Genomic DNA, 24,146 nt, shown 5'->3' on the forward strand with positions numbered 1-24,146 from the left:
AGCTTTGCGAGAAGGTGATATTGGCCTGGCGCAGATATTTACAAAGGGCGCGCAGCAACATCACCGGCCAGGGCTTGATGCCTGCCTGAATAACCAGACGGTTAAACCCGTCATTCTCCACAACCCCGTTCCAGACCTGACGGAAGGTTTCCTGAAAACTTTCACGAATGGCAGACAGATCAATCCCGTCACCTGTGGCTGTCACCAACCCAAAGTCATGGATCATAATGAGATCGACATCGGCATTTTCCGGCCGGATGGGATAAGGATGTTCATCCATCACCCGCAAGCCCATATTCTCCAGCATCGGCAGAACATGGGATAGCGGCACCGCACCACTGGGGTGGTACAGCTTGAAACGCACCACATTTTCAGAAGCTTCGATGGGGCGGTACAAGCTCAGCTGAAGTTCCCCGGTACGAACAACCTCATCCAGCTTGGCAATGTCAGAAACCGCAATGGCTGCGTTGTTGCCTTCGATATAGCCGGATGGAAAAGCGTTTGCATAGCGCCGGAACTGCTCCAGCCCCTTTTCCTCACCATTGCTTGTGACCAACTGGTCCCGCAACTGATCCGACCAGTTACGCGCTGCCTCGATCAACAGGGTTTCAATTTCGGCCACATTGACCGATTTGATGTCCTGCCGCGTGGTTTTCAAAACCACATGGAGCTGGGCAAGGGGCGAGTCATCAATCTTGGTGTAAAAGGCCAGAACCGTGGCATTAAAACTGTCTTCCAGAATGCCCTGAAGCTTACGGCGCAGGCGGGTGGTAAAGACATCCTTGGGGACAAAGAGGATAGCAGAAACAGAACGTCCAAAGATATCCGGGTGGATGAAGAGGGAGACTTTTTCACGCTCATTTAACTGGAAAATACCGTAGCAAGTATCAAACAACAGGTCCGGCTGACCCTGAAACAATTCTGATCGGGGGAAGGTTTCGATCACATGTTGAAGAGACTTTTCGTTATGGCTTTTGGGAGTAAAGCCTGCCTTATCCAGAATGTAGCGCCATTTGGTTTTCATAAAAGGCACGTCACGCAGAGACTTGCGGTACGCACTGGAGGTAAAGAGACCTGCAAGGAAAGTGAAGCCATTGATTGCGCCGTCATCATCATAGTGATTGATGCAGATGATATCCATAAAGACCGGGCGATGGACCAGAGATTTATGACTGGATTTAAAGACGGTCAGCGGAGAAATGGGGGATTTTTTATCCAGGCCTTCTGCGAACTCTACAATCTCGTGGGCAAGTGGCCGGTTGGACTGTTTGAAGATGCCAAGGGCGGAATTTAAATCCAGTTTGCCCTCTTTCGCGCTGACAAGACCCAGATAGGTGAAATGATCACAATCCAGCCAATGAAGGAATTCACCTGCTTCTTTGTGGTCAATCTCCAGCAAGCGATCACTCAAGGATGCCAATTCTTCGCGCATTGAACGCCAGTCAGATACAGCTGCTGTGCCTTCAACAATACTGTTGTGAATGACATCTTCCAGGGCCTTCAGGCGAACTTCAGAGGTCTGTTTGGTGATGGAGAGGAAGATGATGGATTCATCTGTAACACCGATTTCTTCAGGTGATTGGACAAGCTTGACCAGTTTGCCTCTATCACCGCGTACCATATGCAGGACAGGGTGGAAATTTTTAAGGACATTGACGTGATAGTCATCAAGGGCGCTGATGATGGAGTCCACCAGAAACGGGCGGTCTGTGACGCAAATCTGGATGATGGTGTGGTCGGACTGCCAGCCGTGTTCTTCCAGATTGGGATTGTAAATCTGGACTTTCACCTCATCCTTTGTGCGCTTTGACATGAAGCGCCAGAGGGAGGTTGTGGCCCCGAAAAGCACATCGAAGCTTTCATCCAGAATATCCTGCGCAGATGCCTTTGCAAAAAAGTGTTTTACAAAAAAAGAGGCCTCCGCCCCCAAAGTTTCAGATGTGGCATCAGCAACTTTGCGGATGAGGAGGTCTTTGTTTTGTTCAGCGGTCGATTTCATAATCTGTCCCTGGGTCCTGATGGTATGGCTATGATCGATGAAAGGAAAAGGGTTTGACGGATTCAATCTTGGAAATGATAAATCCATCTTCGACAGGCATGGCCTTGCGCACGATGGTGATGGCACCATTTTCATCATTGGCATCAATGATATAGTCGCGTCCTTCTGCCCAGTAATCTTCATAGGTTTCATGATGTTTGTTCAGCTTGACCAGTTCACGAACAGCCTGGTTGTAAACGGTTAAACGGAACTGCTTGGCGGCATTTTGATGATGGGGACGAAGCATGACATACTCCTTGGTTATTGAGAGAAATTAGGCGTCTGCCTGAACAGAGGAAATAAAGGTATCGACCGAACCACGCATGGTGTTGCAAAGCTCTCCCAGACGCTTTGTGGCAGAACTGACGACTGACGTCGCATTCTTGTTATCTTCCACAGAGCTGCTGACAAAAGCGATGTTGTGGGCAACTTCTTTGGTGGCTGTTGTGGCCTGATTAATATTTTCAGAGATATCCAGAACAAACTTGCCCTGCGCATTTGCTGTTTCCGACATGGAAGCAACGGTGCTTTGGATTTCAGAAATGCGCGATGAGATATCGGTGATGGCACTGACAGCGGAACTGGTCGAATTCTGAATACCACCAATTTTCAGACCGATCTGATCGGTCGCCCGGTTGGTTTGGTCGGCCAACTGTTTAACCTCGCTTGCGACAACCGCAAAGCCTTTGCCTGCTTCACCCGCTCGCGATGCCTCAATCGTAGCATTCAGGGCCAGCAAGTTTGTTTTGGACGCAATATCCTGGATCATGGCGATGATGTCGTTGATTTCTTTTGCTTCCACCGACAGGCTTTCAATCAGCTTGCTGGTGTGGGTGGCATCAGCCACGGCCTGATTGGCAACCATCAGGGATGCATCAGATTTGACAGCCACTTCCTGCACCTTTTGCTGCAAGGCATCTGTTGCTTCATTCACCGTTTGCACGTTTGCCAGCATTTCTTCAGACGCACCTGCCACAGCAGAAGTGTTGATCGAAGTTTCATTGGCACTGGAAGAAAGCATATCGGTTTCTTTGTTGATGGATGTGGCCTCGCTTGAGACATTTTCCACCGCACCCAGCACGCTTTCCTTGAAGTCGTTCAGCAGTTTACGCATCACTTCATGGCGTTGCATTTCTGCTTTTTCCCGTTCCGCCGCAAGCTTGTTGTCAGCTTCCTGTGCCGCTTTTCCGGTTTCAGAGAAAACCTTAAGCATGCGGGCCATTTCTGAGATTTCGTCACTTCCACGATCATGCACTTCGATGGAGAAATCACCTTTGGAGACTTTTTCCATGGCGGCGATAATGCGCATCAGGCGACGGATCAGATTGCGACGGACATAAAGCCAGACGATAAGAATAGAAATCACCAAGGTGGCGGCAACGATGGCCGTAATAAAGGTGCGCCCTTCCATCACGGAATTTTTTGCCAAGTTAACAGAGCCTTCCACAAACATGGATTGTTCATTAACCAGAACATCGGTCAATTCCATCAGTTGGGCGGCAAGTTTACGGGTTTGATCCAGCGTAGCTGTAACATTTTCAGCATTGGCGATGGTCTTTTCACGATGACGAAAGACACTGTCTTCACCTTTGCCGTAGTTCAGCAGTTCTGTTGCCAAATCTGCGATCATGAAAACTTCGGGGTTATCTGCCAGGGCGTCCAGCGTAGTGGTGATCCGTTCTTCTGCCCAGTTGAATTTGCTTTTGACTTCATCAATTGCACCACCCTTGGGGATGGCAACGGCCGCTGTCAGCATACCGAAAGCAAGGTTCAAATCGCCAACCATATCTTTGAGGCTGCGTTCCAGCTGCAGGCGTTGTTTCATGGTGCCTGCGACCGTCGCGGGGTCGGCGTTTTCCAACAGTCGGCGGACTTGGCCATTTACCCCGGTTCCGGCGGACTCGGAGATGGGAAGCAATGCAGAATAAAAATCGGAATAAGCAAAGAAGATATCAACCAGCAGGTCCGCACGGTTTTGTTCAAGACCAAGGCGGGCACTTGTCAGGAATTCAATTTCCTGCTGTTTTTTATTGAGCTGCCCATAGGCTTTTTCGAGCTTTTCCAGTTGAACACTGCTGTCATTTTGATCTTTGAGGCTTTGAATACGGCCGGAAATCACCTGACCGAGGGCTGCGAGTTTTTCTTTTGCCTGTTTCAATCCTTCGCCATTTTCCACAGCGGCCATAACGGGGGCCTGTGCGCTGACTTGGGAGGCGTCGCGCGAAAGCTCTAGCGATTTAACGATTGTGGGGATGCTTTCTTTGCTTAATGCATCCACCACGTCGCCCGTTTCGGAAAAAGAAAGCAGAGCAATGATGGAAACCCAGATCGTCATGATCAGGATTGCGCCAATCGCAAGAAAGAGCCGGATTTGAATGCCTATCTTAGGATGGCGGACTGGGGAAATGTTTTTAAACATGACATTCATCCTATTCTGTGAGGTGACAAAGGCGTGAAACAGGCAGTTAAAAAGGGAATGAGGGGCCAGGGAGAGATGAAAATCCCCTCATTCCAAGTTTGCTGGTCCCTTACTTCAGAAGGCCAGCTTCTTTGTAGTATTTGGCTGCGCCATCATGCAGTGGAGCAGACAGACCATCTTTTGCCATTTCTTCTTTCTTCAGAACGCCAAAGGCTGGGTGCAGCTTTTTGAACGCGTCGAAGTTTTCGAAGACGGATTTCACAACGTTGTAGACGGTGTTGCTGTCAACATTGGTGGAAGAAACGAACGTCGCACCCACACCGAATGTTTTCACATCAGCGTCGTTACCGCGGTACATGCCGCCTGGAATTGTAGCTGTACGGTAGTAAGAGTTGTCAGCAATCAGCTTATCAACTTCAGGGCCAGAGACTTCAACGATCACGGAGTTACAGGAAGTTGTTGCTTCTTTGATAGAGCTGGATGGGTGACCAACAGTGTATACCATGGCATCAATTTTGTTGTCACACAGCGCTTGTGATTGTTCTGCCGCTTTCAGTTCGGAAGCGAGTGCGAAATCACCCATTTTCCAACCCAGTGCGTCCATCAGAACTTCCATAGTGCCGCGTTGACCAGAACCAGGGTTACCAACGTTGACGCGTTTGCCTTTCAAATCAGCAAAAGTTTTGATGCCTGCATCAGCGCGCGCAACAACAGTGAAAGGTTCCGGGTGAACAGAGAAGACAGCGCGCAGGTCTTTGAATGCGCCAGCGTCTTTGAATTTGCTGGTACCGTTATAGGCATGATACTGCCAATCAGACTGGGCAACACCCATGTCGAGTTCGCCAGCTTTGATGGTATTGATGTTGTAGACAGAACCGCCTGTTGATTCCACGGAACAACGAACGCCGTGATCTTTACGACCTTTGTTTACCAAACGGCAAATCGCACCACCTGTCGGGTAGTAAACACCAGTAACGCCACCTGTGCCGATTGAGATAAAGCCTTTGCCGTCTGCTTGTGCATTGTCTGCACCAATTGCAAATGACATTGCCCCGGCGATAATTGCACAGGATAGTTTGCTGATTGTCTTCATGTGAAGTCTCCTAAATAAGGTACTGTTAAAAGTAATTATTGATGAAGTTTCAGAAGGTGTTCTTTGAAAACCATCTGTTGCTTCACTTCACATGTTAGGTAGGGCTTGTGAACTGTTTGTCGCGTAGATGTGAATGGAATATTTTTTATTGTTAAGTTGTTGTGAACAGGTAAAAAAATAGCCTCGAAACCGAGGCACAACACATAACTTATGGATGATTTTCACTTCAATTCAACAAAATATATGATTGAATGGCGGAATCCGCTTATTCCGGAATATAGGTAAAAATATAACCGCTGCCATAAACCGTTTGTAAAAGCTGTGGGTCAGCAGGGTCATCTTCGATAGACAGGCGGATTTTATGAACAAGCCGGTCAATCGTGCGATCAAACGGTTCATCATCGGTACGTGGTGTCAGGTCCAAAAGCGTATCACGACTGAGCACGCGCCCGGCATTTTGTACAAAGACGGCGAGCAGGTTAAATTCGGTGGTAGTCAGTTGCTTTTGATTACCCGCCGGGTCAATCAGTTTTCTTTTTTCCAGATAGATTTTCCAGCCTTTGAAGAACAGGACATTTTGCTTCAATTTGTCATTGTCTGACTGGATGCGACGCAGAAGACTGCGGCATCGGGCCAGAAGTTCACGCGGTTCAAACGGTTTGGTGACATAATCATCAGCCCCCATTTCCAACCCAATGATCCTGTCGATCTGATCGGTGCGTGCGGTGATCAGAACTATACCGACCTCTGAATTGGCGCGCAGTTCGCGGGTGATGGTCAGGCCGTCTTTGTCCGGCAGATTAATATCCAGGAAAATCAGATCGATGTCTTTGGACGCCAATACCTGTTCCATTTGCTGACAGTCTTCAGCCGTGTGGACACAGTAGCCTTCATCGCTGAAATATGCCTGTAATGTCTCGCGGGTGATGGGGTCATCATCGACGACAAGGATGTTGTTATCAGTCATATGGTTTCATCAAGCCCCTTAAACCGAACCTATTGATTGAGCCACTTTCCCAAAGCATTTCTTGCGGTTTCATATGACTGTAATACATCTTTGGTCCTTTCACGAACTTCTTTTTCATTTTTTGTATCGGCGATCTTTTCAAGGGTACGCATTTGATTAACAAAGTCATTTAGCCCGAAATGACAGGTCGCACTGGCGATTTTATGGGCAGCATCCCCAATGGCTTCTGTCGTGGAATTTTCATCCTGAATGATGGGGATCAGGCTGTTCGCCTGTTTATCCATCTGATCCAGAATCTTGATAAACCGTTCACGGCCCAGTGAATTGAAATAGCGTTCCAGAATATCCAAATTGATGATGTCATCTTTTGCATCCGTTTGGTCATCCGCAAATTTTAATTTCTTTTTGGTGCTGGAAATATTGGACAGAACTTCCATCAAGCGGTCCGGCAGGATGGGCTTTTCAATCAGATCATCAATACCGGAGGCGATATAGCGTGCGATATCATCTTTAAAGAGGTTGGCGGTGACAGCAATGATGGTGACTTCGGCCAGTTTGCGATCATCAAAAGCGCGGATTTGCCGGGCGATCTGGTCCCCGTCAATATCAGGCAGGCGAATGTCCAGCAGGACCGCATCATAGATATGCTGGCTGGCAAGTTCCAGGGCGCGATATCCAGTCTGGGCGGCGGTGACTTCGTGGTTCAAGTTTTCCAGCAGGGTGGTTGCGATTTCCAGATTGACCGGGTCATCTTCCACCAGCAAGAGCTTCAGGGGGCGGCTTTCCTCTTCATTTCCGGTATTTGCTTTTGCGGTCAGTTGATTTTCTTCCGTGCTTTGGGCTGGAAGGCTGAATTTAAACTCACTGCCTTTATTCAGCTGACTTTCTACACTGATACGCCCGAGCATGGCTTTCGCCAACTGGTTGGAAATGGTCAGACCCAGACCACTACCGCCAAAACGTCGCGAGATCGTCTGGTCCGCACGTTCAAATTTCTGGAAAATGGCTTTGATCCGTTCCGGCGGGATGCCAATGCCGGTATCCTCGACAATGAAGGTTAACTCGAACGTATCATCTTTTGCCTCTTTCGCATCGACATACACATAGATGCCGCCCTTTTCGGTGAACTTGATGGCGTTGGCGATCAGATTCAGCAAAATCTGGCGCATACGATGTTCATCCAGAATAACGCCACGCGGCACGGCTTTTGAAATATTCAGGCGGAATTCCAGGTCCTTTTCCTGGGCCAATGGCTGCACGGTGGTTTCAATATCATCCATCATCCCCCAAAGGTCCATGGGGGCGAGGTGCAATTCCAGACTGCCGTCTTCGATTTTACGCAGGTCCAGCAGATCATTTACATGGTCCAGCAAGGCGCGTCCGCAGTTCATCATGGTCTTTAAGTGTTTTTTATCGGACGGTGACGTCTGTTGTTCCAGCAAAATACGCCCAATCCCTAAAATCCCGTTTAAAGGAGTGCGCATTTCGTGGCTGATGGTTGCCAGAAAATCGGTTTTGGCGGCATCCGCTTTTTCTGCCTGATCCTTGGCCTGACGCAGGTTTTCTTCGGCCTTGTGGCGGTCCGTAATATCAATCAGGGAAACCAGATAAACTTCTTCGCCCTGATATTCCAGCGTCTGACCGGAAACCAACCCCCAGAAGACATCAGACCTGGGGCTTTGAAATTCGGTTTCAAAATCACGCACATGGCCTGTCTGCAGGATACGGGCTTTGAAATTCTCCCAATCTTCCGGATGATGCCAGATAGCAGAAAGCGTCTGCGGGTTCTTTTCTGTTTCACCCAGGCAGGGGAAGAGATGCAGGGCGCGTTTATTGATAAAGCGGGTGCGCGCTGTTTCCTTGGTGACAATGATCAACGGGAAGGGGGCAGTTTCCAGAACCTTGCTCAGCCAGCGTTCGTTATCTTCAAGGGCCTTACTTTTCTGGCTGGTTTCATTGATGAAAAAGTGCAGCGCATTGGACAGTTCGGCAATCTCATCACCTTGCAGACTTTGCGGGTGGTCCCGGTCATGGCGGATGGATTGGCGGATTTTCCACAGCCGATTGATAATCTTTTTCTGGATATAAAGCATGGTCAGGGCAAAGCCGACAACAATGACCCCAATGGAGCCAAAAAACATCCAGGTATAAACTTCGGTGAAATTGATGATCTGGTTTCTACGGGTTTCGGCTTGTCCCGTCTTATCAACAAACACCCCGGTGTTTAAACCTGTGCTGATGCGCGAGATCTGATCGGCGCGTGATAAAAGGCCACGTATACTGTTTTTTGCTGCCAGTTGTTTACTACGCAAATCAAAGATGGAATTACTCTCGCTAAGAAAGACTTTCAACTGGCTGTAAATGCCGTCCACCACGATATAAGTCTCATCAGACAGCTTGAAACGATAGGTGTTGAGCAGGTGAAGCTGCAGATCAATTTCCTCTTTCAGATTGCTCAGGATATGTTCGTTTTCCGCATATTCCATATTGGCGAGCGCATGGATCACCCGTTCAATAATGGCATTGGACTGGAAGGTGTTGATGTCGTTGCTGTCGTCAAACTTATGTTCAGCAAGTTTAGCGCGGATATCGTTGATCCGCTGGGACACCCCTTCGATAGAAAGTTGAAGCTGGATAAAACTGGTGACTTTTTTATCGATCTCGTTTGTGACTTTTTCAATCTGCCCATTGATTTTGGACAGGCTGGTTTTTAGCTTTTGTTCTTCGTCACTTTGGGCGGACAGTTCTTCCAGAAGTTCTTTCTGACCCGCAAACAGGTCTTTCAGCTGTTGGGAGATAATGGATTTTTCCAGATCATTTTGCGCGGCAGACAATTCAAATAGGGTACGCATGATCCTTTGATGCTGACGTTCCACCTTTGAAGACGACACAACGGCCGGGAACAGTTTGGACGTCAGTTCCGTAATTCCGGTATTCAGATTGGAAAAACCATAAAAGGCACCCAGGCCAATTGAAATGGCAACCACCGCATTTATCAGGACGGCGACAAACAGGTAGGTGCGAACACTCAGCATATTGTGTTTTAAAAACACCATATTCTCCATTCAGCTTCTTGAATTTCTGTTGTATATGATACTATCTTAAAGATTGGTAATACCATAAAATTTTACGGGACTGGCTTGATCATTATGCGTGTTTCTCATCTCTTCCTTCTTTTGTTTATTCTGGTTTCTGTTGACGTTCAGGCTGGTACACTTGATCGGATCAAGACAAAAGGGGTGGTAACCTGCGGGGCAGGGACAACACCCGGTTTTGCTTCCAACGATGCAGACGGCAAACCTGTGGGTTTGATGGTTGATTTATGCCGCGCACTGGCTGCTGCTGTGTTTAATGATGCCAATTCCATTCAGATTGTCAGCTCCACCAAAAGCCTTGAATTTCAGGCACTGGAAGAAGGCAGTGTTGATGTCTCCTTTGCGCAGACGACCTGGACCTTGTCACGTGACGTTCAGTTTCAAATCGACTTTGGCCCGGTGATTTTCTTTGATGGTCAAGCCATTGCGATCCGCAACAATGATCAACAATATAGCCGCCCTACAGAAATAAAATCGGGCAAGGTCTGTGTGATTGAAGGATCGACCTCTGAGCGTAATATTAAAAACTTCATCGGCACCAACCGACTGGACTGGCAGGTGGTGACTTATCAGTCCCGTGCTGAAACACTGCAAGGGTTCCTTGGGAAAGCGTGCGATATGATTACGTCTGATATGTCCATTTTAAAAGCCTCTCTGATGGATATTTCAAATGAGATTACGATTTTCCCGCAAACCTTCTCGCGCGAACCGATTGCGCCTGTGATTTCTAACGAAGACCGCAACTGGCTGGCGGTGGTGCGGTGGGTGCATTACGCCCTGTTTTTGGCCGAAGAAAAGGGGCTGACCAGTCAGAATGTCGCAGAAATGCGCGAAAGTGGGGATCGTGAAATTCAACGCCTTTTGAAGGGCAATGAAAGTTTTAGCAAGAAAACGGGATTGTCGATGAACTGGGCTTCCCAGGTGATTTCCTCGGTCGGGAACTATGGGGAAATATTTGAGCGCAATATCGGTGAAAACACGCCCTATAAATTCCCCCGCACAGCCAATAAACCCTGGACGGAAGGTGGGGCGTTTTATGCACCTGTCTTCCAATGATCTATTTATGAACAACCGGATAGAACAATCCCCCATCACGCCAGAGCCTGTTTAGACCCCGTTCCATTTTAAAGACAGATTGCTGGCCCAGATTACGTTCAAAAATCTCATCATAATTCCCCACCTGATGGATGATGTTGTAGACCCAGTCGGCAGGCAGGTTCAGTTTTTCTGCGGTCTTTTCATTCACGTTCAACAAGCTCGCACCTTTCTGCGGGCTGTCTTTCATTTCAGAGACATTGACGGAATCGATGCCTTCCAGTTCCGCAACCAACAAGGTGGTAAACACCCATCTGACGATATCGGCCCATTGACGATCGCCTGCCGGGATATAGGGGGTGAAAGGTTCGCGCGAAATCACACCCTGATAAAGATGATATTCCACCCCCAGATCACGATATTGGGAAAGCGACGTCACCAGCACGCTTTTATCAGTTGTCAGCAATAAACATTGTTTCGCGAGGAAAGCCTGCAGGGCGGAATCAAAAGTCGTATGTTCGCGGATGGTCCAATTGCCGTTAATCTTGTTGGAAAAATCAATCACGTTGCGATGGGTGGTCGTGGGGGATTTAACGCAGATGCTTTGATCTTTGATGGATGTCAATTCTGGCGGTGTGCCCGATTGCAGAATGGCAAAGCCTTGCCCATCATAAAAAATCGGATCAATAAATTCGATATTGTAAGAACTGTCGCGGGTCAGTGTCCATGTGGTGGTTTGAAGGGCGATATCGACCTGATGCTGTTCAACCGCTTTAAATTCCAAAGGCTTGTCGGGCAAAGTGACGGCCTGAAAAGCATTGGCGTCGCCCAATGTGGCAGCAGCCAGGGCCTTACAGAAATCAACCATAAAACCACTGAGTTTGCCATTTTCATTGACGGCGGCAAAACCGGGGGTGCCGATGCGAAAACCACAGACAACCGCATTGCGTTTTTTAATGTCATCCAGAATGCCGGCTTGTGTCGATTGGGGGAAGGTAAAAAGCCCCAAAGATATGGACAAAAAAATCAATACTGCCAATGTGGGTTTTGCCATGCTTACCTTCCTGTCATTGCGGCGGGGTGAGGCCGCTTTGTTCCACCACATCACCGGAAAAGATGTATCCGCTGCCATGTACCGTCACTATATATGATGGTCGCTCCGGGTGTTTTTCAATGATTTTTCGAAGGCGTCTGACAAGTGTGTCTACAGTGCGCGAATTTGCATTTTCTTTTCGATGCGGGATCGTCTGTAAAAGGAAGTCCCGTGACAAGGTGCGCCCGGGTTTGCTGACAAAAGTGGTCAGCAGATCAAATTCGGCCTTGGTCAGTTTGATATGTTCTTCATTATTATAAAACAGGCGACCTCGTTCCATATAAAGGGTCCAGTTATCCCAGACATAGGCCCGGTCCAGAGTATCCGTGCGCTGACTTTTTAACCGTCGGAGCAAATTTCTGGCACGAGCCACCAACTCACGCGGGTCTGCTGGTTTGGCGATATGATCATCTGCGCCCATTTCCAAGCCAACGATCCGGTCCAGACGATCGGATTTGTTGGTGACCAGAATAATGCCGATTTCGGATTTTGCCCGAAGTTCACGCGTCAGGGTTAAGCCATCTTTGCCGGGCATGCGTACATCCAGAAAGATAATGTCCACCGGATTCTGGGCCAAAACACTGTCCAGGTCATGCCCGTCTTCTGCGGATATGACGCTAAAGCCTTCATCCTCCAGATAGGATTTGATCGTTTCTCGTGTGATGGGGTCGTCATCAACGACCAATACCAAAGACATTCTTGATTGCTCTTTTTCGTACAAATCAGATGTAAGTTTAACATGCAGACGCACTGCGACAATAGTTGAAATGGACTCCGTGTAATTTCAGCTAAAGGTTCAATAAAAAGAAACTTTTCCTTAAGCGCTTTTGCGGATCAAGCGGCGTTGCTGGTTTTTGTAAAACAACACGTTAAAGCCATCATTTTTGGGATATTTCTTTTCAACCATGGCCATCGCTTCGCTTTCGCTTTTGGCTTCCACAGAATAGATGCGTTTGCTCATCCAATAGTCACTGGCCGGACTTGTTGCGCTTTTGGATGTGTTGGAAACCATGGCATTGGTGTTGGTGATCTCGTAAGTGAATTCATAAAGTTTCATCAGAAGCCTCACATTAAGATGCTGTTGTTGGTGAGGATAAAGAATAACAATGAGGTGTGACCCGATTATCCTGAATTGTGAACAGAATTTCACATACATTTCAAAGACCACTAAAAATTCATTCAACACTCCCTCACACACACACATTAAAGACTTGACTCTTCTTGCGAGATTCAGGACCATTACACAGAACAAATGGTGAATATTATGCTAAGTCGATTAGAACAGGCCCGGCTCCTGCTGCGGGAGGCGCAACAAGGCTGGTCACACCCCGTGACCGCGAATGATATGCGATTCGCGTTGGGAATTGAGGGACTGGAGCGCAACATCTCTGAAAAAACGGGACTTTCGTCTTCTATCCACGAGGTTTACACCCAGGTGGGTCATGGCGGGAGGGATTTTTATGCTGCACTTTTTTCAGCACTTTTTTTTGATTCTGATGATAGGATTATATTCTGGGTCATGCCGTCGAATTTGAATGATGGCGGACGACTTTATCCCTTAAGCCTGCCTGCGTCTTTTCAGAAACGGCTGCATTTCATCACCCCCCGATCAGAACGCGACGTGATGTGGTCTTTTGAAGAATGCCTCGCATCAGGGCAAGCCAGCACGGTCATTGCCGAGGTTTCCCACCTTGATCTTTTATCATCGCGGCGTCTGCAACTGGCCTGTGAGAAAGGACAAAGTTTAGGCCTCGCGCTTTGTCAAAACTCTTTGGGGCTGCATCAAAGCAGTGCGGCGCGCACCCGCTGGCGTATCGCAGGGGCTGCTTCACAAAACTGGAAACTGGAACTGCTGGGCGGACGCGGTGTGCGCCCCGGCAAATGGACGGTCAAATACAATGAAACAACGCTTTCTTTATCTCTGGTATCCACATCTGGCGAGTGATCGCTACATGCAGGTTAAAGGGATGGATCAGGATGATCAGCTTCCCTTTGCCACCGTGACAAGTGATCATCGCGGCGTCTTGCTTGCTGGTCTCAATAAGGCCGCCATCAAGGAACATCTACAGACCCAGATGCGCCTGACCGATGCGCGCGCCATTTATCCGCCCTTACAAACCCTGCCCATCGCCCCGGATCAGGATCAGGCCTTCCTGCTGGAGATGGCAAAAACCGCTGATCTTTTCTCCCCCTGGATCGCCATTGATGGCCCCCATGTGGAAATTGGCGAAGGCGGGCTTTGGCTGGAAATCACAGGCGCCGCCCATCTTTTTGGCGGGGAAGAAGCCATGATGGAACAGGTGCTGGAAAGCTACCGTCCCTTTAACGCCACCCTGCGACTGGGTCTCGCCGACAGTGCCCCAGCCGCTTGGGCAGCGGCGCGTTTTCATGGCGGCAAGGGACGATTAAGGGAACATCAAACCTGGCAGGAAACCCAAAGCTTCCCCTTACAAGCCCTGAACCTGGAAACCGAAGTCATCCAGCGCCTGAACCGTCTGGGCCTACGAACCCTTGCAGACCTGCGCGATATCCCACGCGCCAATCTGACCGTGCGCTTTGGGCATGAAATCATTGAACGACTGGATCAACTGGTCGGCACCATCCCGCTGCATCTGCCTTATCTGCAGTCCGCCCGCCTGTTTGAAGAAAAAGCTTTCTTTCCTGACCCGTTGGGCGCGGCAGAAAATGTTGAACAAGCCGTTAATCATTTGCTCATTCGCCTGTGTCTGCGCCTGAAGAAAGAACATCTCGGTCTGCGCCGTCTGGGACTACAGTTTCGCCGGGTCGATGGCCGCTTGTCCTTTTTTCAAATCGCAACCAGTGCGCCCACCCATGAGGTCAAACATCTGATGCGCCTGATTGAACATGACCTGCCCGGTGTTGATCCGGGCTTTGGGATTGAACATCTCCACATCCGGGCCATGCAGACCCAGTGGCAGGAAAAGAAACAGGCAAGCTTAAATGATAAACCATCGGAACGTTATGACCCGGTTGCGCTGAATGGGTTGATTGACCGACTGCGCCATCGCTTAGGCACACAGAGCGTCAGCTACCCCGCCCACCAGGAAAGCCACCTGCCGGAACGCGCGGTCTTTACCAGCCTGACACCCCAGGCACATAACGATGAGCCACCTGTTCTGCCCAAACGTCCCATCCGTCTGGTTTCTCCACCTGAACCCTTGAAGGTCACGAAAAAGGATGCGAATGGCATGCCCCAGCACTGCCAATGGCGACGCATGGATATGGAGATCCGGCAGCTGTCGGGCCCGGAACGGATCACGCGGGAATGGTGGCGCAAACTGTCCCATGACCTGTGGGATGCACAGTTGGGCATGCGTGACTATTTCCGCGCCGAAGACAAGGCAGGAAGAAACCTCTGGCTCTGTCGTGTGAAATCACAGGCCCACGATTTTCGCTGGTTCGTCCATGGCTGGTTTGGATAAGCCCATGGTCGATTATGTCGAACTGCAAACCGTCAGTAACTTCAGTTTCCTGCATGGCGCTTCCCATTCGGACGAGTTGATCTGGGCGGCCAGTGCCAAGGGGTTGAGCGGTCTTGCCTTGTGTGATCGCAACAGCTTTGCCGGGACCGTGCGCGCGCATGTGGCGGCCAAAGAACATAACCTGCCCTTCATCCCCGGCCTGCATCTGGATTTGAAAGATGCACCGTCTTTGCTCTGTTATCCCACAGACCGGGCAGCCTATGGACGTTTGTGTCATCTTTTGACCATCGGCAAGCGTCGGGCAGAGAAAGGGGATATTGAACTTTACCTGAGTGACCTTTCTGATTTTGCCGAAGGATCACTGTTCATCGCCCTGCAACCGCGACGGCCCGTTGACGGGTTCATGGAAGAACTCAAATGTCTAAAAGAGAAACTGGATGGATCACTCTGGATGGCTGTCAGTCGTCATCTGGACGGGTTTGATCAGGACCGCATTGATTTCGCAAAACAGGTGGAAAGCCAGCTGGACCTACCCATCGTTGCCACCAACGACGTCCATATGCATACCCGCAACCGCAAAGCCCTGCAGGATGTGCTGGTCTGCATTCGTGAACATTGCCGCCTAGAAACAGCGGGCTATCGCCTGTTCCCCAATGCCGAACGCACGCTTAAATCCCCGGATGAGATGGCCGCGCTTTTCCCCGACACCCCACACTGGTTGTCTGCCAGCTGTGACATCGCAAATGCCTGTACCTTCAGTTTTGATGAGCTGAAATATGAATATCCGGACGAAGGGGCAGAAGAAGGCGAAAACTCTCAGGAACGCTTGATCCGCCTAACGTGGGAAGGCGCAAAGAAACGTTATCCCGATGGCCTGCCGGAAAAGGTCGAAAAGGGCCTGCATCATGAACTGGATCTGATCGGACGGCTGAATTATGCGCCTTACTTTCTGACCGTTTATGACATTGTGTCTTTTGCCAGGTCACAGAATATCTTGTGTCAGGGGCGCGGGTCAGCCGCCAATTCTTCGGTCTGTTACTGCCTGTTTATTACGGAAGTGGCACCGGATCGCATTGATCTATTGTTTGAACGGTTTGTCAGTGCCGCACGTGACGAGCCCCCCGATATTGATGTGGATTTTGAACATGAACGCCGTGAAGAGGTGATCCAGTATATCTATCAACGTTATGGCCGCGATCGGGCTGGTTTGACCGCGACGGTTATCACCTATCGCTCGCGCAGTGCCATTCGTGAAGTCGGCAAGGTTTTTGGGTTACACGATGATACCCTGACCCGCATGGCCAAAACCATCTGGGGCTGGGGCACATCGGGTATCCGCGAAGATCAGGTGCGCGAGGCTGGGCTATCGCCTGATGATGAACGCATTCGCGCGGTGATGGAAATCAGTGCGGAACTGATCGGCTTTCCCCGGCACCTCTCGCAACATGTCGGCGGTTTTGTCATTACCCGTGGCCCGTTGCATGAACTGTCCCCCATCGCCAATGCGGCCATGGAAGGGCGCACGACAATTGAATGGAACAAGGATGATATCGAAGCCTTGGGCATTCTGAAAATCGATGTGCTCGCCTTGGGCATGCTGTCCTGCATCCGTAAATCCTTTGATCTGCTACGTGATCATAAAAACATTGACCTCAATCTGCAGACCTTGCCCAAGGAAGACCCGGCAGTTTATCACATGCTGCAAAAGGCCGATGCCATCGGGGTTTTTCAAGTGGAATCACGTGCGCAGCTATCCATGTTGCCACGCCTGAAACCAAAGGAATTCTACGACCTGGTGGTCGAAGTTGCCATCGTGCGCCCCGGTCCCATTCAGGGCGATATGGTGCATCCGTACCTGAGACGCCGCATGGGGAAGGAAAAGGTCGATTATCCATCCAAAGAACTGGAAGATGTTTTGAAACGCACCTACGGGGTGCCCCTGTTTCAGGAACAGGCCATGCAGGTCGCCATCGTCGGGGCAGGTTTCACCCCGGAAGAAGCAGACCGATTGCGCCGCGACATGGCCTCCTTCCGCCGCATCGGGCAAGTGCAGAAACACCGCGAAAAATTCTTAAAAGGCATGCTTGCCAAAGGATATGCTGAAGAATTTGCTGAACGCTGTTTCCAGCAGATCGAAGGGTTTGCTGACTATGGTTTCCCGGAAAGTCATGCGGCAAGCTTTGCCAATCTGGTTTATGTATCGTCCTGGTTAAAATGCCATCACCCCGATATCTTTGCCTGCGCGCTTTTAAACAGCCAGCCCATGGGGTTTTATGCGCCTGCCCAACTGATCCGCGATGCCCGCCAGCATCATGTCAAAGTTCTGCCCGTGGACATCAATCACAGCTATTGGGACAACCATATGGAACGTGAAGCCCTGCGTCTGGGCTTTCGGCAGGTCAAAGGGGTGGGCGAACTGGATGCGCTGACCCTGATCAGCAAGCGCCCGGAATATGGCTTTAGTGATCTGACCCTGCTGGCGCGCCAGACCCGCCTGTCTCCGCGCGTTCTGGAAAAACTCGCCGATGCGGATGCCTTTGCGTCACTTGGGTTATCTAGGCGCGATGCGCTTTGGGCGATCCGGCGATTGGGTCAGGGACATAAACAGGCTGCGCCCTTACCCCTGTTTGAAGTGCTTGAAAATGATCATAACATCGGCACCCCTGCGGAATACGGCACAGAAGAAACCGTCGTGCTGCCAGAAATGTCTGTGGGCGAAGAAGTCATTGAAGATTACGCCAGCCTGCGCCTCTCACTGAAAGCCCATCCCCTTTTGCTGTTACGTGACCGCCTGACACAAGCTGGCGTGTGTCCCAGCAAGGATTTGGTCAACGTCCCCAATAACAAAAAGGCAACAGTCGCCGGGCTGATCATCGCACGCCAACGTCCCGGCACTGCAAGCGGGGTTGTGTTCATGACGCTAGAAGATGAAACCGACATCGCCAATATCATCGTCTGGCCCAAAGTATTTGAAGAACACCGCCGCATCCTGATGAGTTCCACCCTGCTGGCCGTGCGCGGCAAGGTGCAATGTGAAGACGGGGTCATCCATGTAATCGCCGAAGAACTGCTTGATCTCTCCGGTCTTTTGCAGGAACTCAGTCAGGATACCGTGATCCAGAGCCGCACCCGCCGCCATCCGCGCAATATCTCCTGGTCGGTCACGCCCCAACGCAAATCCATCCACGAACTGGCTGAGGAAAGTCAGGACAAGGACGCGCCGTTCAGCGTGGACAGTCGGGACTTTCATTAGACAATGCTTTATCCCCCCTGTATTATCCGCACCTGATTTAACGACTTTTCCATGAGACAAGACGATGACGATTGCTGTCTTTGTGTCAAAAGCGCGTCGTTTCTTTACATCCGAAGTTTCTGTGCGCCGTTTGAATCGCAGTGCCGGGTCTATCATGATGAGGGCCGGGGCGTATCTGGCATCACGCAATTAAATAACCAAACAGCCTGTTGGTGAAGGGGCGAATTGGTGTATACTTCTGCCATGTCTATTTTGTTTCGAAAATTTGCCAGCTATGCGGTTCAGAAGATCGCATCTGACCCGGTTGCGCGCCAGCAAGCAGCCGATGCCGCCCAGCGCGCGGCCAAAGAAGTAAAAAACATCGCAAGCGCTGATGACCGTGCCTATGAAGCCGGGCGCACGGTCAAGCGCATGCTAACATCCTTCAGCGATAACAAATAAGCTGGTCAGTGCAATGAATTCTGTTCGCGATATTCTTTCGGACTCTGTCCAATTTTCTTTTTAAACAGGCGGGAAAAATACTGCGGATAGTCAAACCCCAGCTGGTACGCCACTTCGGCCACAGTTTTATCGGGCTGTAACAACAAGTTCTTGGCCTCATCCAACAGATAAAGATGGATATGTTCGATGGCGTTTTTACCCGTTTCCGCCTTTAACATATCACTTAAATAGCGCGCTGACATTTTAAGTTCATCCGCGATATCTTCGATTTTCGGCACCCCCATCAGGTCCATCTTGCCTTCTTCAAAATAACTGCGGATAGCATCGTTGAAGCGCGTCACAATCTCGCTCGACATATCAGTTCGGTTCAGGAACTGGCGCTTGTAATAACGGTTGGCATATTTCAGCAATGTATCCAGTTGCGACAGCAGAAGCTCTTTGCTGAATTCATCCTGATTGTTCTGATATTCTTCATGAATATTCTGCATCAACTGACGCATCAGCTTTTCTTCCTTGGGCGACAGATGCAAGGCCTCGTTGGCTGCATAGGAAAAGAAACTGTACTTTTTCAAAGTGTTATGAAGTTCATGGCCTTTGACGAAATCTTCGTGGATAAAGATCATAATCGCTTCTTTTGTGACCACCAGGTTGCTGTAACTAACTTCCTGACGTGGAGCCATAAACATCATGGACCCATTGGTAAAATCATATTTTGTGCGGCCATAATGAAACTCACCCGATACAATTTCCTTGATGGCAATGGCATAAAAATCCGTTGAATAACAAATTCCCGGTGACGAACAGGCGCTTACATCCCCGGTGGAGGTGATGTTTTTCTTCTCACAAACCGCCAGCATGGGATGTTCCGGCCGGGCAAGCCCCATGGACTCCATAAAATCTGAAATAGAGCTGAAATGAACTTTATTAAGCTGCGTCATGATGTCGTTTCCCATATTCAAGCAGGTCGTCCTGTGTATCTATATCTATGGCGGCGCACGCCATTTTAACAGAGACAATCCGATCTAAATTTTCTTTCAACAGTTTCTGTGCACCGCGATCCCCGGATAGGCCTTTCAGTTGATCAAAGAAAGAGGCCGGGAACAGGGTCGGTACAGCATGTTTGTCTTTGTAATGCGCAGAAACAATCGAAGTCCCATCAAACGGATCAATCATCCGTTCAAAATCCGCCTGTTTCAGCGCAACCTGATCCGCCAACGTGACCAACACACCGTCATAACCCTCAAGCGCCTTCATGCCAAAAGCAAGGGAAGCCCCGAGACCATCCGCCCAATTCTGATGATGCAGGACCCGACAGGCCGCTGGAAGGACAGAACGAACTTGGTCCTCATAAGCCCCCAGCACCACATAGGTATCGTTCGGGAAAAGCGGTTGAACCTCACCCAGACTGCGCGCGACCATCGCCTGACCGTCAATCCGAGCAAGTTGCTTTTTCCCGCCAAAGCGAGACCCTCTGCCTGCGGCCAACATGATACACGCCAGTTTCATCATTCTGCCGCCAAGCTCAGTTGAGGACGAGACAGTTTTTGATGCAACACCCCATGGGTTTCGGCCAGGATAGACAGCGCGATACTTTCCGGCAACTGCCCACCAATATCAAGACCTGCCGGGCCGGAAACCGGACAGGTCAGTTCCATTTCACTAAGCCCTGCGCGTTCCAACACCTGATGATAACGGTGCTTGGGGCCGAGCAAGGCGATATGTTTCAACGCCGTTTTCTGAAAGCTTTTCAGCCCTTCTGCATCCAGATTGATATTGTGTGACATCAGAACCGCCACATCGACTTTTTGCGCCTCAATATACTGGGTTAGACTACCCCCAATTTCGCGCAAAATAACATCAGCTGTCGGGAAATATTCAGCCCGTGCATTGGCGGGGCGTGGGTCGCTCAGCGTCACACGCCAGCCCATTTCCTTAGCCATACGCACAAGCGGGCGCGCATCAATGCCACCACCGACAACAAGCAAATGTGGTTCCGGCGAAATAGATGTGATCAGCCAGTCGTCTTCGATCACACTGTTAGGCAGGAAATGATCTTCCCCTTCGACAAACCGGGCCTCTGCCTCCCCAACCTTCTGGTAATAGGTACCTGATTTACGGTCTTTCAAAGCTGCACGAAGGGCGGACAGCCCCAGATCGTTTTCAGCCGTTACGGGTTGCAGCATGATATAAACCTTGCCACCACAACCGATGCCGAGCTGAAAGGACAGATCGTCTTCGTCCGTTCCATCATAAACAAGGGTCAGGCTTTTGCCGCGCATCATCACTTTGCGGGCATTTCGGATGATGTCCGCTTCCAGACAACCGCCACTAAGCAAACCGAACTGCTGACCGTCACCATTAATCAACATCATGGCCCCGGCCTTGCGATAGGCAGACCCTTCGGTTTTATAGACAGTGCCCAGGACCCAGTCGGTCTTGTCCGAAGCCTGCGCCCATTCATCCAGTAATGAAGAAAGTTGATTACTCATAATTCAAACCTCCTTTTGGGGCTGGATGTAAAAAGCATCCAGCCCCAAAGAATGGATATTACACGAACTCAAATCCCGATTTTGTCATCGGCAAATGGGTGATGCGTTTGCCTGTCATGGCGAAAATTGCGTTCGCTACAGCGGGGCCTGTTGGTGGTGTGCCCGGCTCCCCCACCCCGGTCGGGGCTTCGGCAGAAGCCACGATGGTGACCTCGATTTCCGGCATATCGGACATGCGCAATGGTTCGTAATCCGGGAAGTTTTCCTGAACGACTTCGCCGTTTTCCAGCGTGATCTCGTCACGTAAAATATGACCAAGGCCGTAACCAGCCCCACCTTCCATCTGGGCAATCACCACATCCGGATTGACGGCAACACCGCAATCAACGGCTATGTGCAGCTTGTCCACATGAACGCGACTGCCATCGACTGAAACGTCGGCCACAACAGCCACGTAAGAGTTAAAAGAGAAGTGAGAAGCAAAACCACGTTTATCTCCTTTTTTCCAGCCTGCCGCATCGCGCGCGGCCTTGATCACACCCGCCAGACGTTTCTGTTTGGCGTCACTTTCATCCAGCAGGGACAGACGCAAATCAATCGGGTCCCGCCCGGCCTTGTCGGCCACCATATCCAGCATGCTTTCCATGGCATAAGCTGTGTGTGTATGGCCCACAGATCGCCACCACAAAACAGGTACCGCACTTTCAATATTGCTGACACCCGCAGACATCTGCGGGATATTGTAAAGTGGATGGGCCACCCCTTCGACCGAGGTTTCATCCACCCCATCTTTCACCATGAACTGCTCAAAGGGTGAACTAATCAGGATGGACTTGCCTGCCATCCCATGTTTCCAGCCGACAATGTCGCCAGCCTTATCCAAACCAACCGAAACATTATGGGCGAACATGGGACGATAACGACCACCACGGATATCATCTTCACGGCTCCAGATCAGCTTGACCGGAACTTTACGTCCCAACAGGTCAAACGCCATGGCTGCTTCGCTTTGGTAATCTGAATTTGGTGTAGCGCGTCGCCCGAAAGAGCCCCCGGCATAAACCGTGTTTACTTCCACATTTTCCGGCAGAAGGTTCAGGATATGGGCAACGGCACCCTGCACAAAGGTCGGGGCCTGACAGCCATCGTGGAAACGAACACCCTTGGCGGTTGGTTCAATCACACAGTTCAAAGTTTCCATCGGTGCATGAGCCAGGAACGGGAAGGTAAATTCCCCTTCCACCACAGTTTCTGCCTTTGCAATTTCAGCTGCCGCCACATCTGCACTGACTTTGGAGGCCAGATATTGTGGGGATTTCGCAGCTTCTGTATGGATGGCCATCAGCTCATCATTGCTGCGGGTTTCAGCTTTTGAAAAATCCCAGCTGGCATCCACCGCATCGCGTGCCTGAAACGCCGCCCAGGTGTTTTGCGCATAAACTGCAACGCCTGCTTTATTCGGCAGCGCTTTCGCATCAATAAAGCCACTGACATTCTGTGCCTTAGCCGCATCAAATCCGGTGAGTGTGCCGCCAAATTTGGGCGAGCGTTTCACCACCACAGTGACCATGCCCGGCAGGGAAACGTCTTGTGCGAAAATGGCCGTGCCATCTGTCTTATCCGTATTGTCTTTGCGCGGCAGATTCTGATTGCCAATCAGTGTAAAATCTTCCGGCTTTTTCAAGGTTGGCTCCGGCGAAGCTTCCAGTGTGGAAGCGCGATGAACGAACGCGCCGAACCCAGCAGAACGGTTGCCGACACTTAAGACCCCTTTTTCCACACGGATCAAACTTTCTTCCACGCCCCATTTTTGCGAGGCTGCGCGCACCAGAAGTTCGCGCGCCGTAGCACCCGCTTTGCGATATTGCTGGAAAGAATTGGCGATAGCCGATGATCCGCCCGTGCCCTGCATCGGGCCCCAGTGCAGATTGTTATATTTACTGGCATCTGCCGGGGCAAAATCGACTTTGATCTGTTCCCAGTCCGCATCCAGTTCTTCCGCCACCAGTGTCGTCAGGCCCGTTGTGGTGCCCTGGCCCATTTCGAAATGCTTAACGATTACAGTAACAGTGCCATCCGCATCGATTTTCACGAAAGGGTTAAACACCACCTCTTCAGAACCTGCAGCCAGAACATTGTTTGCACCTGTACCGACAAAAAGGGCGGCAGCGCCTGCGGTGGCAGCACCTTTTAAAAATCCGCGTCTACTTACATCAATGGTCATCTTTTATGCCTCCAACTTGGTTGCTGCCAGCTTGATGGCATCTTTGATCCGCACGTATGTTGCGCAACGGCACGCATTGCCGGACATATAATCGTCAATTTCCTGATCGGACGGATTGGAATTTTCGCTCAGCAGACCCACAGCAGACATGATCTGACCGGACTGACAGAAGCCACATTGCACCACGTCTTTTTCACGCCAGGCATCCTGCACGGCTTTGGTGACCGGATCATTCGCGCCTTCAATGGTGACCACATTGGCCCCAACGGCATCTGCAACCGTTGTCTGGCAGGATCGAACGGGCGTGCCGTTCAGATGAACAGTACAGGCCCCGCAGGAAGAAACCCCACAGCCATATTTCGTCCCTGTCAGATTTAATTCATCACGCAAGACCCACAACAAGGGGGTGTCCGGTGCCACATCAACGGACCGGTCCTGTCCGTTTACTTTTAACTGAAACTGCATTGCCTCATTTCTCCAATAACCAAAAGGGGGGATTGATTATGGATAGTGTGATGCTGAGGAGGCCTAATTGGAATAAACGGAATTACGAAAG

19 protein-coding genes and 1 pseudogene are annotated in these 24,146 nt (G+C 50.2%); 6 read left to right on the forward strand and 14 right to left on the reverse strand.

Annotation, left to right across the window (positions count from 1 at the left end; genetic code table 11):
• The 6 genes and pseudogenes from RYZ26_RS16680 to RYZ26_RS16705 all read right to left on the reverse strand — a co-directional run.
• A pseudogene (locus RYZ26_RS16680) lies at positions 1-1,999 on the reverse strand (NAD-glutamate dehydrogenase domain-containing protein); the annotation flags it as partial.
• 28 nt (positions 2,000-2,027) lie between these two features.
• Positions 2,028-2,285: a hypothetical protein gene (locus RYZ26_RS16685; protein ID WP_317684383.1), complete on the reverse strand. Its 258-nt coding sequence runs from the start codon at positions 2,283-2,285 to the stop codon at positions 2,028-2,030.
• 27 nt (positions 2,286-2,312) lie between these two features.
• Positions 2,313-4,457 carry a methyl-accepting chemotaxis protein gene (locus RYZ26_RS16690; protein WP_317684384.1) on the reverse strand — a complete coding sequence of 715 codons (2,145 nt, stop codon included), beginning with the start codon at positions 4,455-4,457 and terminating at the stop codon, positions 2,313-2,315.
• Between the two features lie 109 nt (positions 4,458-4,566).
• Positions 4,567-5,550 carry a TAXI family TRAP transporter solute-binding subunit gene (locus RYZ26_RS16695; protein ID WP_317684385.1) on the reverse strand — a complete coding sequence of 328 codons (984 nt, stop codon included), beginning with the start codon at positions 5,548-5,550 and terminating at the stop codon, positions 4,567-4,569.
• Between the two features lie 265 nt (positions 5,551-5,815).
• On the reverse strand, positions 5,816-6,517 hold the full coding sequence (locus RYZ26_RS16700; RefSeq protein WP_317684386.1) for a response regulator: 702 nt from the start codon (positions 6,515-6,517) through the stop codon (positions 5,816-5,818).
• A 29-nt stretch (positions 6,518-6,546) separates the two neighbouring features.
• Positions 6,547-9,573 (reverse strand): ATP-binding protein, encoded by a 3,027-nt coding sequence (locus RYZ26_RS16705; protein WP_317684387.1) that lies wholly within the window; start codon positions 9,571-9,573, stop codon positions 6,547-6,549.
• Positions 9,574-9,666: 93 nt separating this feature from the next.
• On the opposite strand from RYZ26_RS16705, the gene RYZ26_RS16710 reads away from it, so the two are divergent.
• Entirely contained in the window at positions 9,667-10,668 is a 1,002-nt protein-coding gene (locus RYZ26_RS16710; protein ID WP_317684388.1) for a transporter substrate-binding domain-containing protein, read from the forward strand.
• Between the two features lies 1 nt (position 10,669).
• Here the strand turns inward: RYZ26_RS16710 and RYZ26_RS16715 are convergent, their stop codons facing one another.
• The 3 genes from RYZ26_RS16715 to RYZ26_RS16725 all read right to left on the reverse strand — a co-directional run bounded on the left by RYZ26_RS16715 (position 10,670) and on the right by RYZ26_RS16725 (position 12,797).
• Positions 10,670-11,701, reverse strand: a complete 1,032-nt coding sequence (locus RYZ26_RS16715; RefSeq protein WP_317684389.1) for a transporter substrate-binding domain-containing protein — start codon at positions 11,699-11,701, stop codon at positions 10,670-10,672.
• A gap of 13 nt (positions 11,702-11,714) precedes the next feature.
• Positions 11,715-12,437: a response regulator gene (locus RYZ26_RS16720; RefSeq protein WP_317684390.1), complete on the reverse strand. Its 723-nt coding sequence runs from the start codon at positions 12,435-12,437 to the stop codon at positions 11,715-11,717.
• Positions 12,438-12,557: 120 nt separating this feature from the next.
• Positions 12,558-12,797, reverse strand: a complete 240-nt coding sequence (locus RYZ26_RS16725; RefSeq protein WP_317684391.1) for a hypothetical protein — start codon at positions 12,795-12,797, stop codon at positions 12,558-12,560.
• A gap of 462 nt (positions 12,798-13,259) precedes the next feature.
• On the opposite strand from RYZ26_RS16725, the gene RYZ26_RS16730 reads away from it, so the two are divergent.
• The 5 genes from RYZ26_RS16730 to RYZ26_RS16750 all read left to right on the forward strand — a co-directional run bounded on the left by RYZ26_RS16730 (position 13,260) and on the right by RYZ26_RS16750 (position 18,877).
• Entirely contained in the window at positions 13,260-13,685 is a 426-nt protein-coding gene (locus tag RYZ26_RS16730; RefSeq protein ID WP_317684392.1) for an ImuA family protein, read from the forward strand.
• Positions 13,639-15,183 (forward strand): Y-family DNA polymerase, encoded by a 1,545-nt coding sequence (locus RYZ26_RS16735; protein WP_317684393.1) that lies wholly within the window; start codon positions 13,639-13,641, stop codon positions 15,181-15,183. Before RYZ26_RS16730 ends, RYZ26_RS16735 begins: the two co-directional genes overlap by 47 nt.
• Positions 15,184-15,187: 4 nt before the next feature.
• A complete protein-coding gene (locus tag RYZ26_RS16740) occupies positions 15,188-18,436 on the forward strand; it encodes an error-prone DNA polymerase (RefSeq protein WP_317684394.1) in 3,249 nt (1,082 codons plus the stop codon).
• Positions 18,437-18,500: 64 nt separating this feature from the next.
• On the forward strand, positions 18,501-18,629 hold the full coding sequence (locus RYZ26_RS16745; RefSeq protein WP_317684395.1) for a hypothetical protein: 129 nt from the start codon (positions 18,501-18,503) through the stop codon (positions 18,627-18,629).
• A 50-nt stretch (positions 18,630-18,679) separates the two neighbouring features.
• On the forward strand, positions 18,680-18,877 hold the full coding sequence (locus tag RYZ26_RS16750; RefSeq protein WP_317684396.1) for a hypothetical protein: 198 nt from the start codon (positions 18,680-18,682) through the stop codon (positions 18,875-18,877).
• A 5-nt stretch (positions 18,878-18,882) separates the two neighbouring features.
• On the opposite strand, the gene RYZ26_RS16755 is transcribed toward RYZ26_RS16750, so the two are convergent.
• Genes RYZ26_RS16755 through RYZ26_RS16775 form a run of 5 tightly spaced genes read right to left on the reverse strand, consistent with a single transcriptional unit; the run spans position 18,883 to position 24,055 of the window.
• Positions 18,883-19,815 carry a helix-turn-helix domain-containing protein gene (locus RYZ26_RS16755; protein WP_317684397.1) on the reverse strand — a complete coding sequence of 311 codons (933 nt, stop codon included), beginning with the start codon at positions 19,813-19,815 and terminating at the stop codon, positions 18,883-18,885.
• The gene (locus tag RYZ26_RS16760) at positions 19,802-20,386 is read right to left on the reverse strand and encodes a nucleotidyltransferase family protein (protein WP_317684398.1); all 585 of its coding nucleotides are present in this window, start codon (positions 20,384-20,386) and stop codon (positions 19,802-19,804) included. The genes RYZ26_RS16755 and RYZ26_RS16760 overlap by 14 nt, the downstream gene beginning before the upstream one ends.
• Positions 20,383-21,366: an XdhC family protein gene (locus RYZ26_RS16765; protein ID WP_317684399.1), complete on the reverse strand. Its 984-nt coding sequence runs from the start codon at positions 21,364-21,366 to the stop codon at positions 20,383-20,385. Before RYZ26_RS16765 ends, RYZ26_RS16760 begins: the two co-directional genes overlap by 4 nt.
• Positions 21,367-21,424: 58 nt before the next feature.
• A complete protein-coding gene (locus RYZ26_RS16770; protein ID WP_317684400.1) occupies positions 21,425-23,590 on the reverse strand; it encodes a xanthine dehydrogenase family protein molybdopterin-binding subunit in 2,166 nt (721 codons plus the stop codon).
• Positions 23,591-23,593: 3 nt separating this feature from the next.
• The gene (locus RYZ26_RS16775) at positions 23,594-24,055 is read right to left on the reverse strand and encodes a (2Fe-2S)-binding protein (protein WP_317684401.1); all 462 of its coding nucleotides are present in this window, start codon (positions 24,053-24,055) and stop codon (positions 23,594-23,596) included.
• Between the last annotated feature and the right edge of the window lie 91 nt (positions 24,056-24,146).

Origin of the sequence: Terasakiella sediminum, from assembly GCF_033100395.1 — a bacterium.
Classification (GTDB): domain Bacteria; phylum Pseudomonadota; class Alphaproteobacteria; order Rhodospirillales; family Terasakiellaceae; genus Terasakiella.

Excerpts from the sequence above, each read along its gene's own strand:
- RYZ26_RS16755 (WP_317684397.1), bottom strand. The coding sequence starts at position 19,815 with ATGACGCAGCTTAATAAAGTTCATTTCAGCTCTATTTCAGATTTTATG.
- RYZ26_RS16725 (WP_317684391.1), bottom strand. The coding sequence starts at position 12,797 with ATGAAACTTTATGAATTCACTTACGAGATCACCAACACCAATGCCATG.
- RYZ26_RS16735 (WP_317684393.1), top strand. The coding sequence starts at position 13,639 with ATGAAACAACGCTTTCTTTATCTCTGGTATCCACATCTGGCGAGTGAT.
- RYZ26_RS16710 (WP_317684388.1), top strand. The coding sequence starts at position 9,667 with ATGCGTGTTTCTCATCTCTTCCTTCTTTTGTTTATTCTGGTTTCTGTT.
- RYZ26_RS16760 (WP_317684398.1), bottom strand. The coding sequence starts at position 20,386 with ATGATGAAACTGGCGTGTATCATGTTGGCCGCAGGCAGAGGGTCTCGC.
- RYZ26_RS16775 (WP_317684401.1), bottom strand. The coding sequence starts at position 24,055 with ATGCAGTTTCAGTTAAAAGTAAACGGACAGGACCGGTCCGTTGATGTG.
- RYZ26_RS16700 (WP_317684386.1), bottom strand. The coding sequence starts at position 6,517 with ATGACTGATAACAACATCCTTGTCGTCGATGATGACCCCATCACCCGC.
- RYZ26_RS16720 (WP_317684390.1), bottom strand. The coding sequence starts at position 12,437 with ATGTCTTTGGTATTGGTCGTTGATGACGACCCCATCACACGAGAAACG.
- RYZ26_RS16750 (WP_317684396.1), top strand. The coding sequence starts at position 18,680 with ATGTCTATTTTGTTTCGAAAATTTGCCAGCTATGCGGTTCAGAAGATC.
- RYZ26_RS16765 (WP_317684399.1), bottom strand. The coding sequence starts at position 21,366 with ATGAGTAATCAACTTTCTTCATTACTGGATGAATGGGCGCAGGCTTCG.
- RYZ26_RS16740 (WP_317684394.1), top strand. The coding sequence starts at position 15,188 with ATGGTCGATTATGTCGAACTGCAAACCGTCAGTAACTTCAGTTTCCTG.
- RYZ26_RS16695 (WP_317684385.1), bottom strand. The coding sequence starts at position 5,550 with ATGAAGACAATCAGCAAACTATCCTGTGCAATTATCGCCGGGGCAATG.
- RYZ26_RS16685 (WP_317684383.1), bottom strand. The coding sequence starts at position 2,285 with ATGCTTCGTCCCCATCATCAAAATGCCGCCAAGCAGTTCCGTTTAACC.
- RYZ26_RS16730 (WP_317684392.1), top strand. The coding sequence starts at position 13,260 with ATGCCGTCGAATTTGAATGATGGCGGACGACTTTATCCCTTAAGCCTG.
- RYZ26_RS16690 (WP_317684384.1), bottom strand. The coding sequence starts at position 4,457 with ATGTTTAAAAACATTTCCCCAGTCCGCCATCCTAAGATAGGCATTCAA.
- RYZ26_RS16715 (WP_317684389.1), bottom strand. The coding sequence starts at position 11,701 with ATGGCAAAACCCACATTGGCAGTATTGATTTTTTTGTCCATATCTTTG.
- RYZ26_RS16705 (WP_317684387.1), bottom strand. The coding sequence starts at position 9,573 with ATGGTGTTTTTAAAACACAATATGCTGAGTGTTCGCACCTACCTGTTT.
- RYZ26_RS16745 (WP_317684395.1), top strand. The coding sequence starts at position 18,501 with ATGACGATTGCTGTCTTTGTGTCAAAAGCGCGTCGTTTCTTTACATCC.
- RYZ26_RS16770 (WP_317684400.1), bottom strand. The coding sequence starts at position 23,590 with ATGACCATTGATGTAAGTAGACGCGGATTTTTAAAAGGTGCTGCCACC.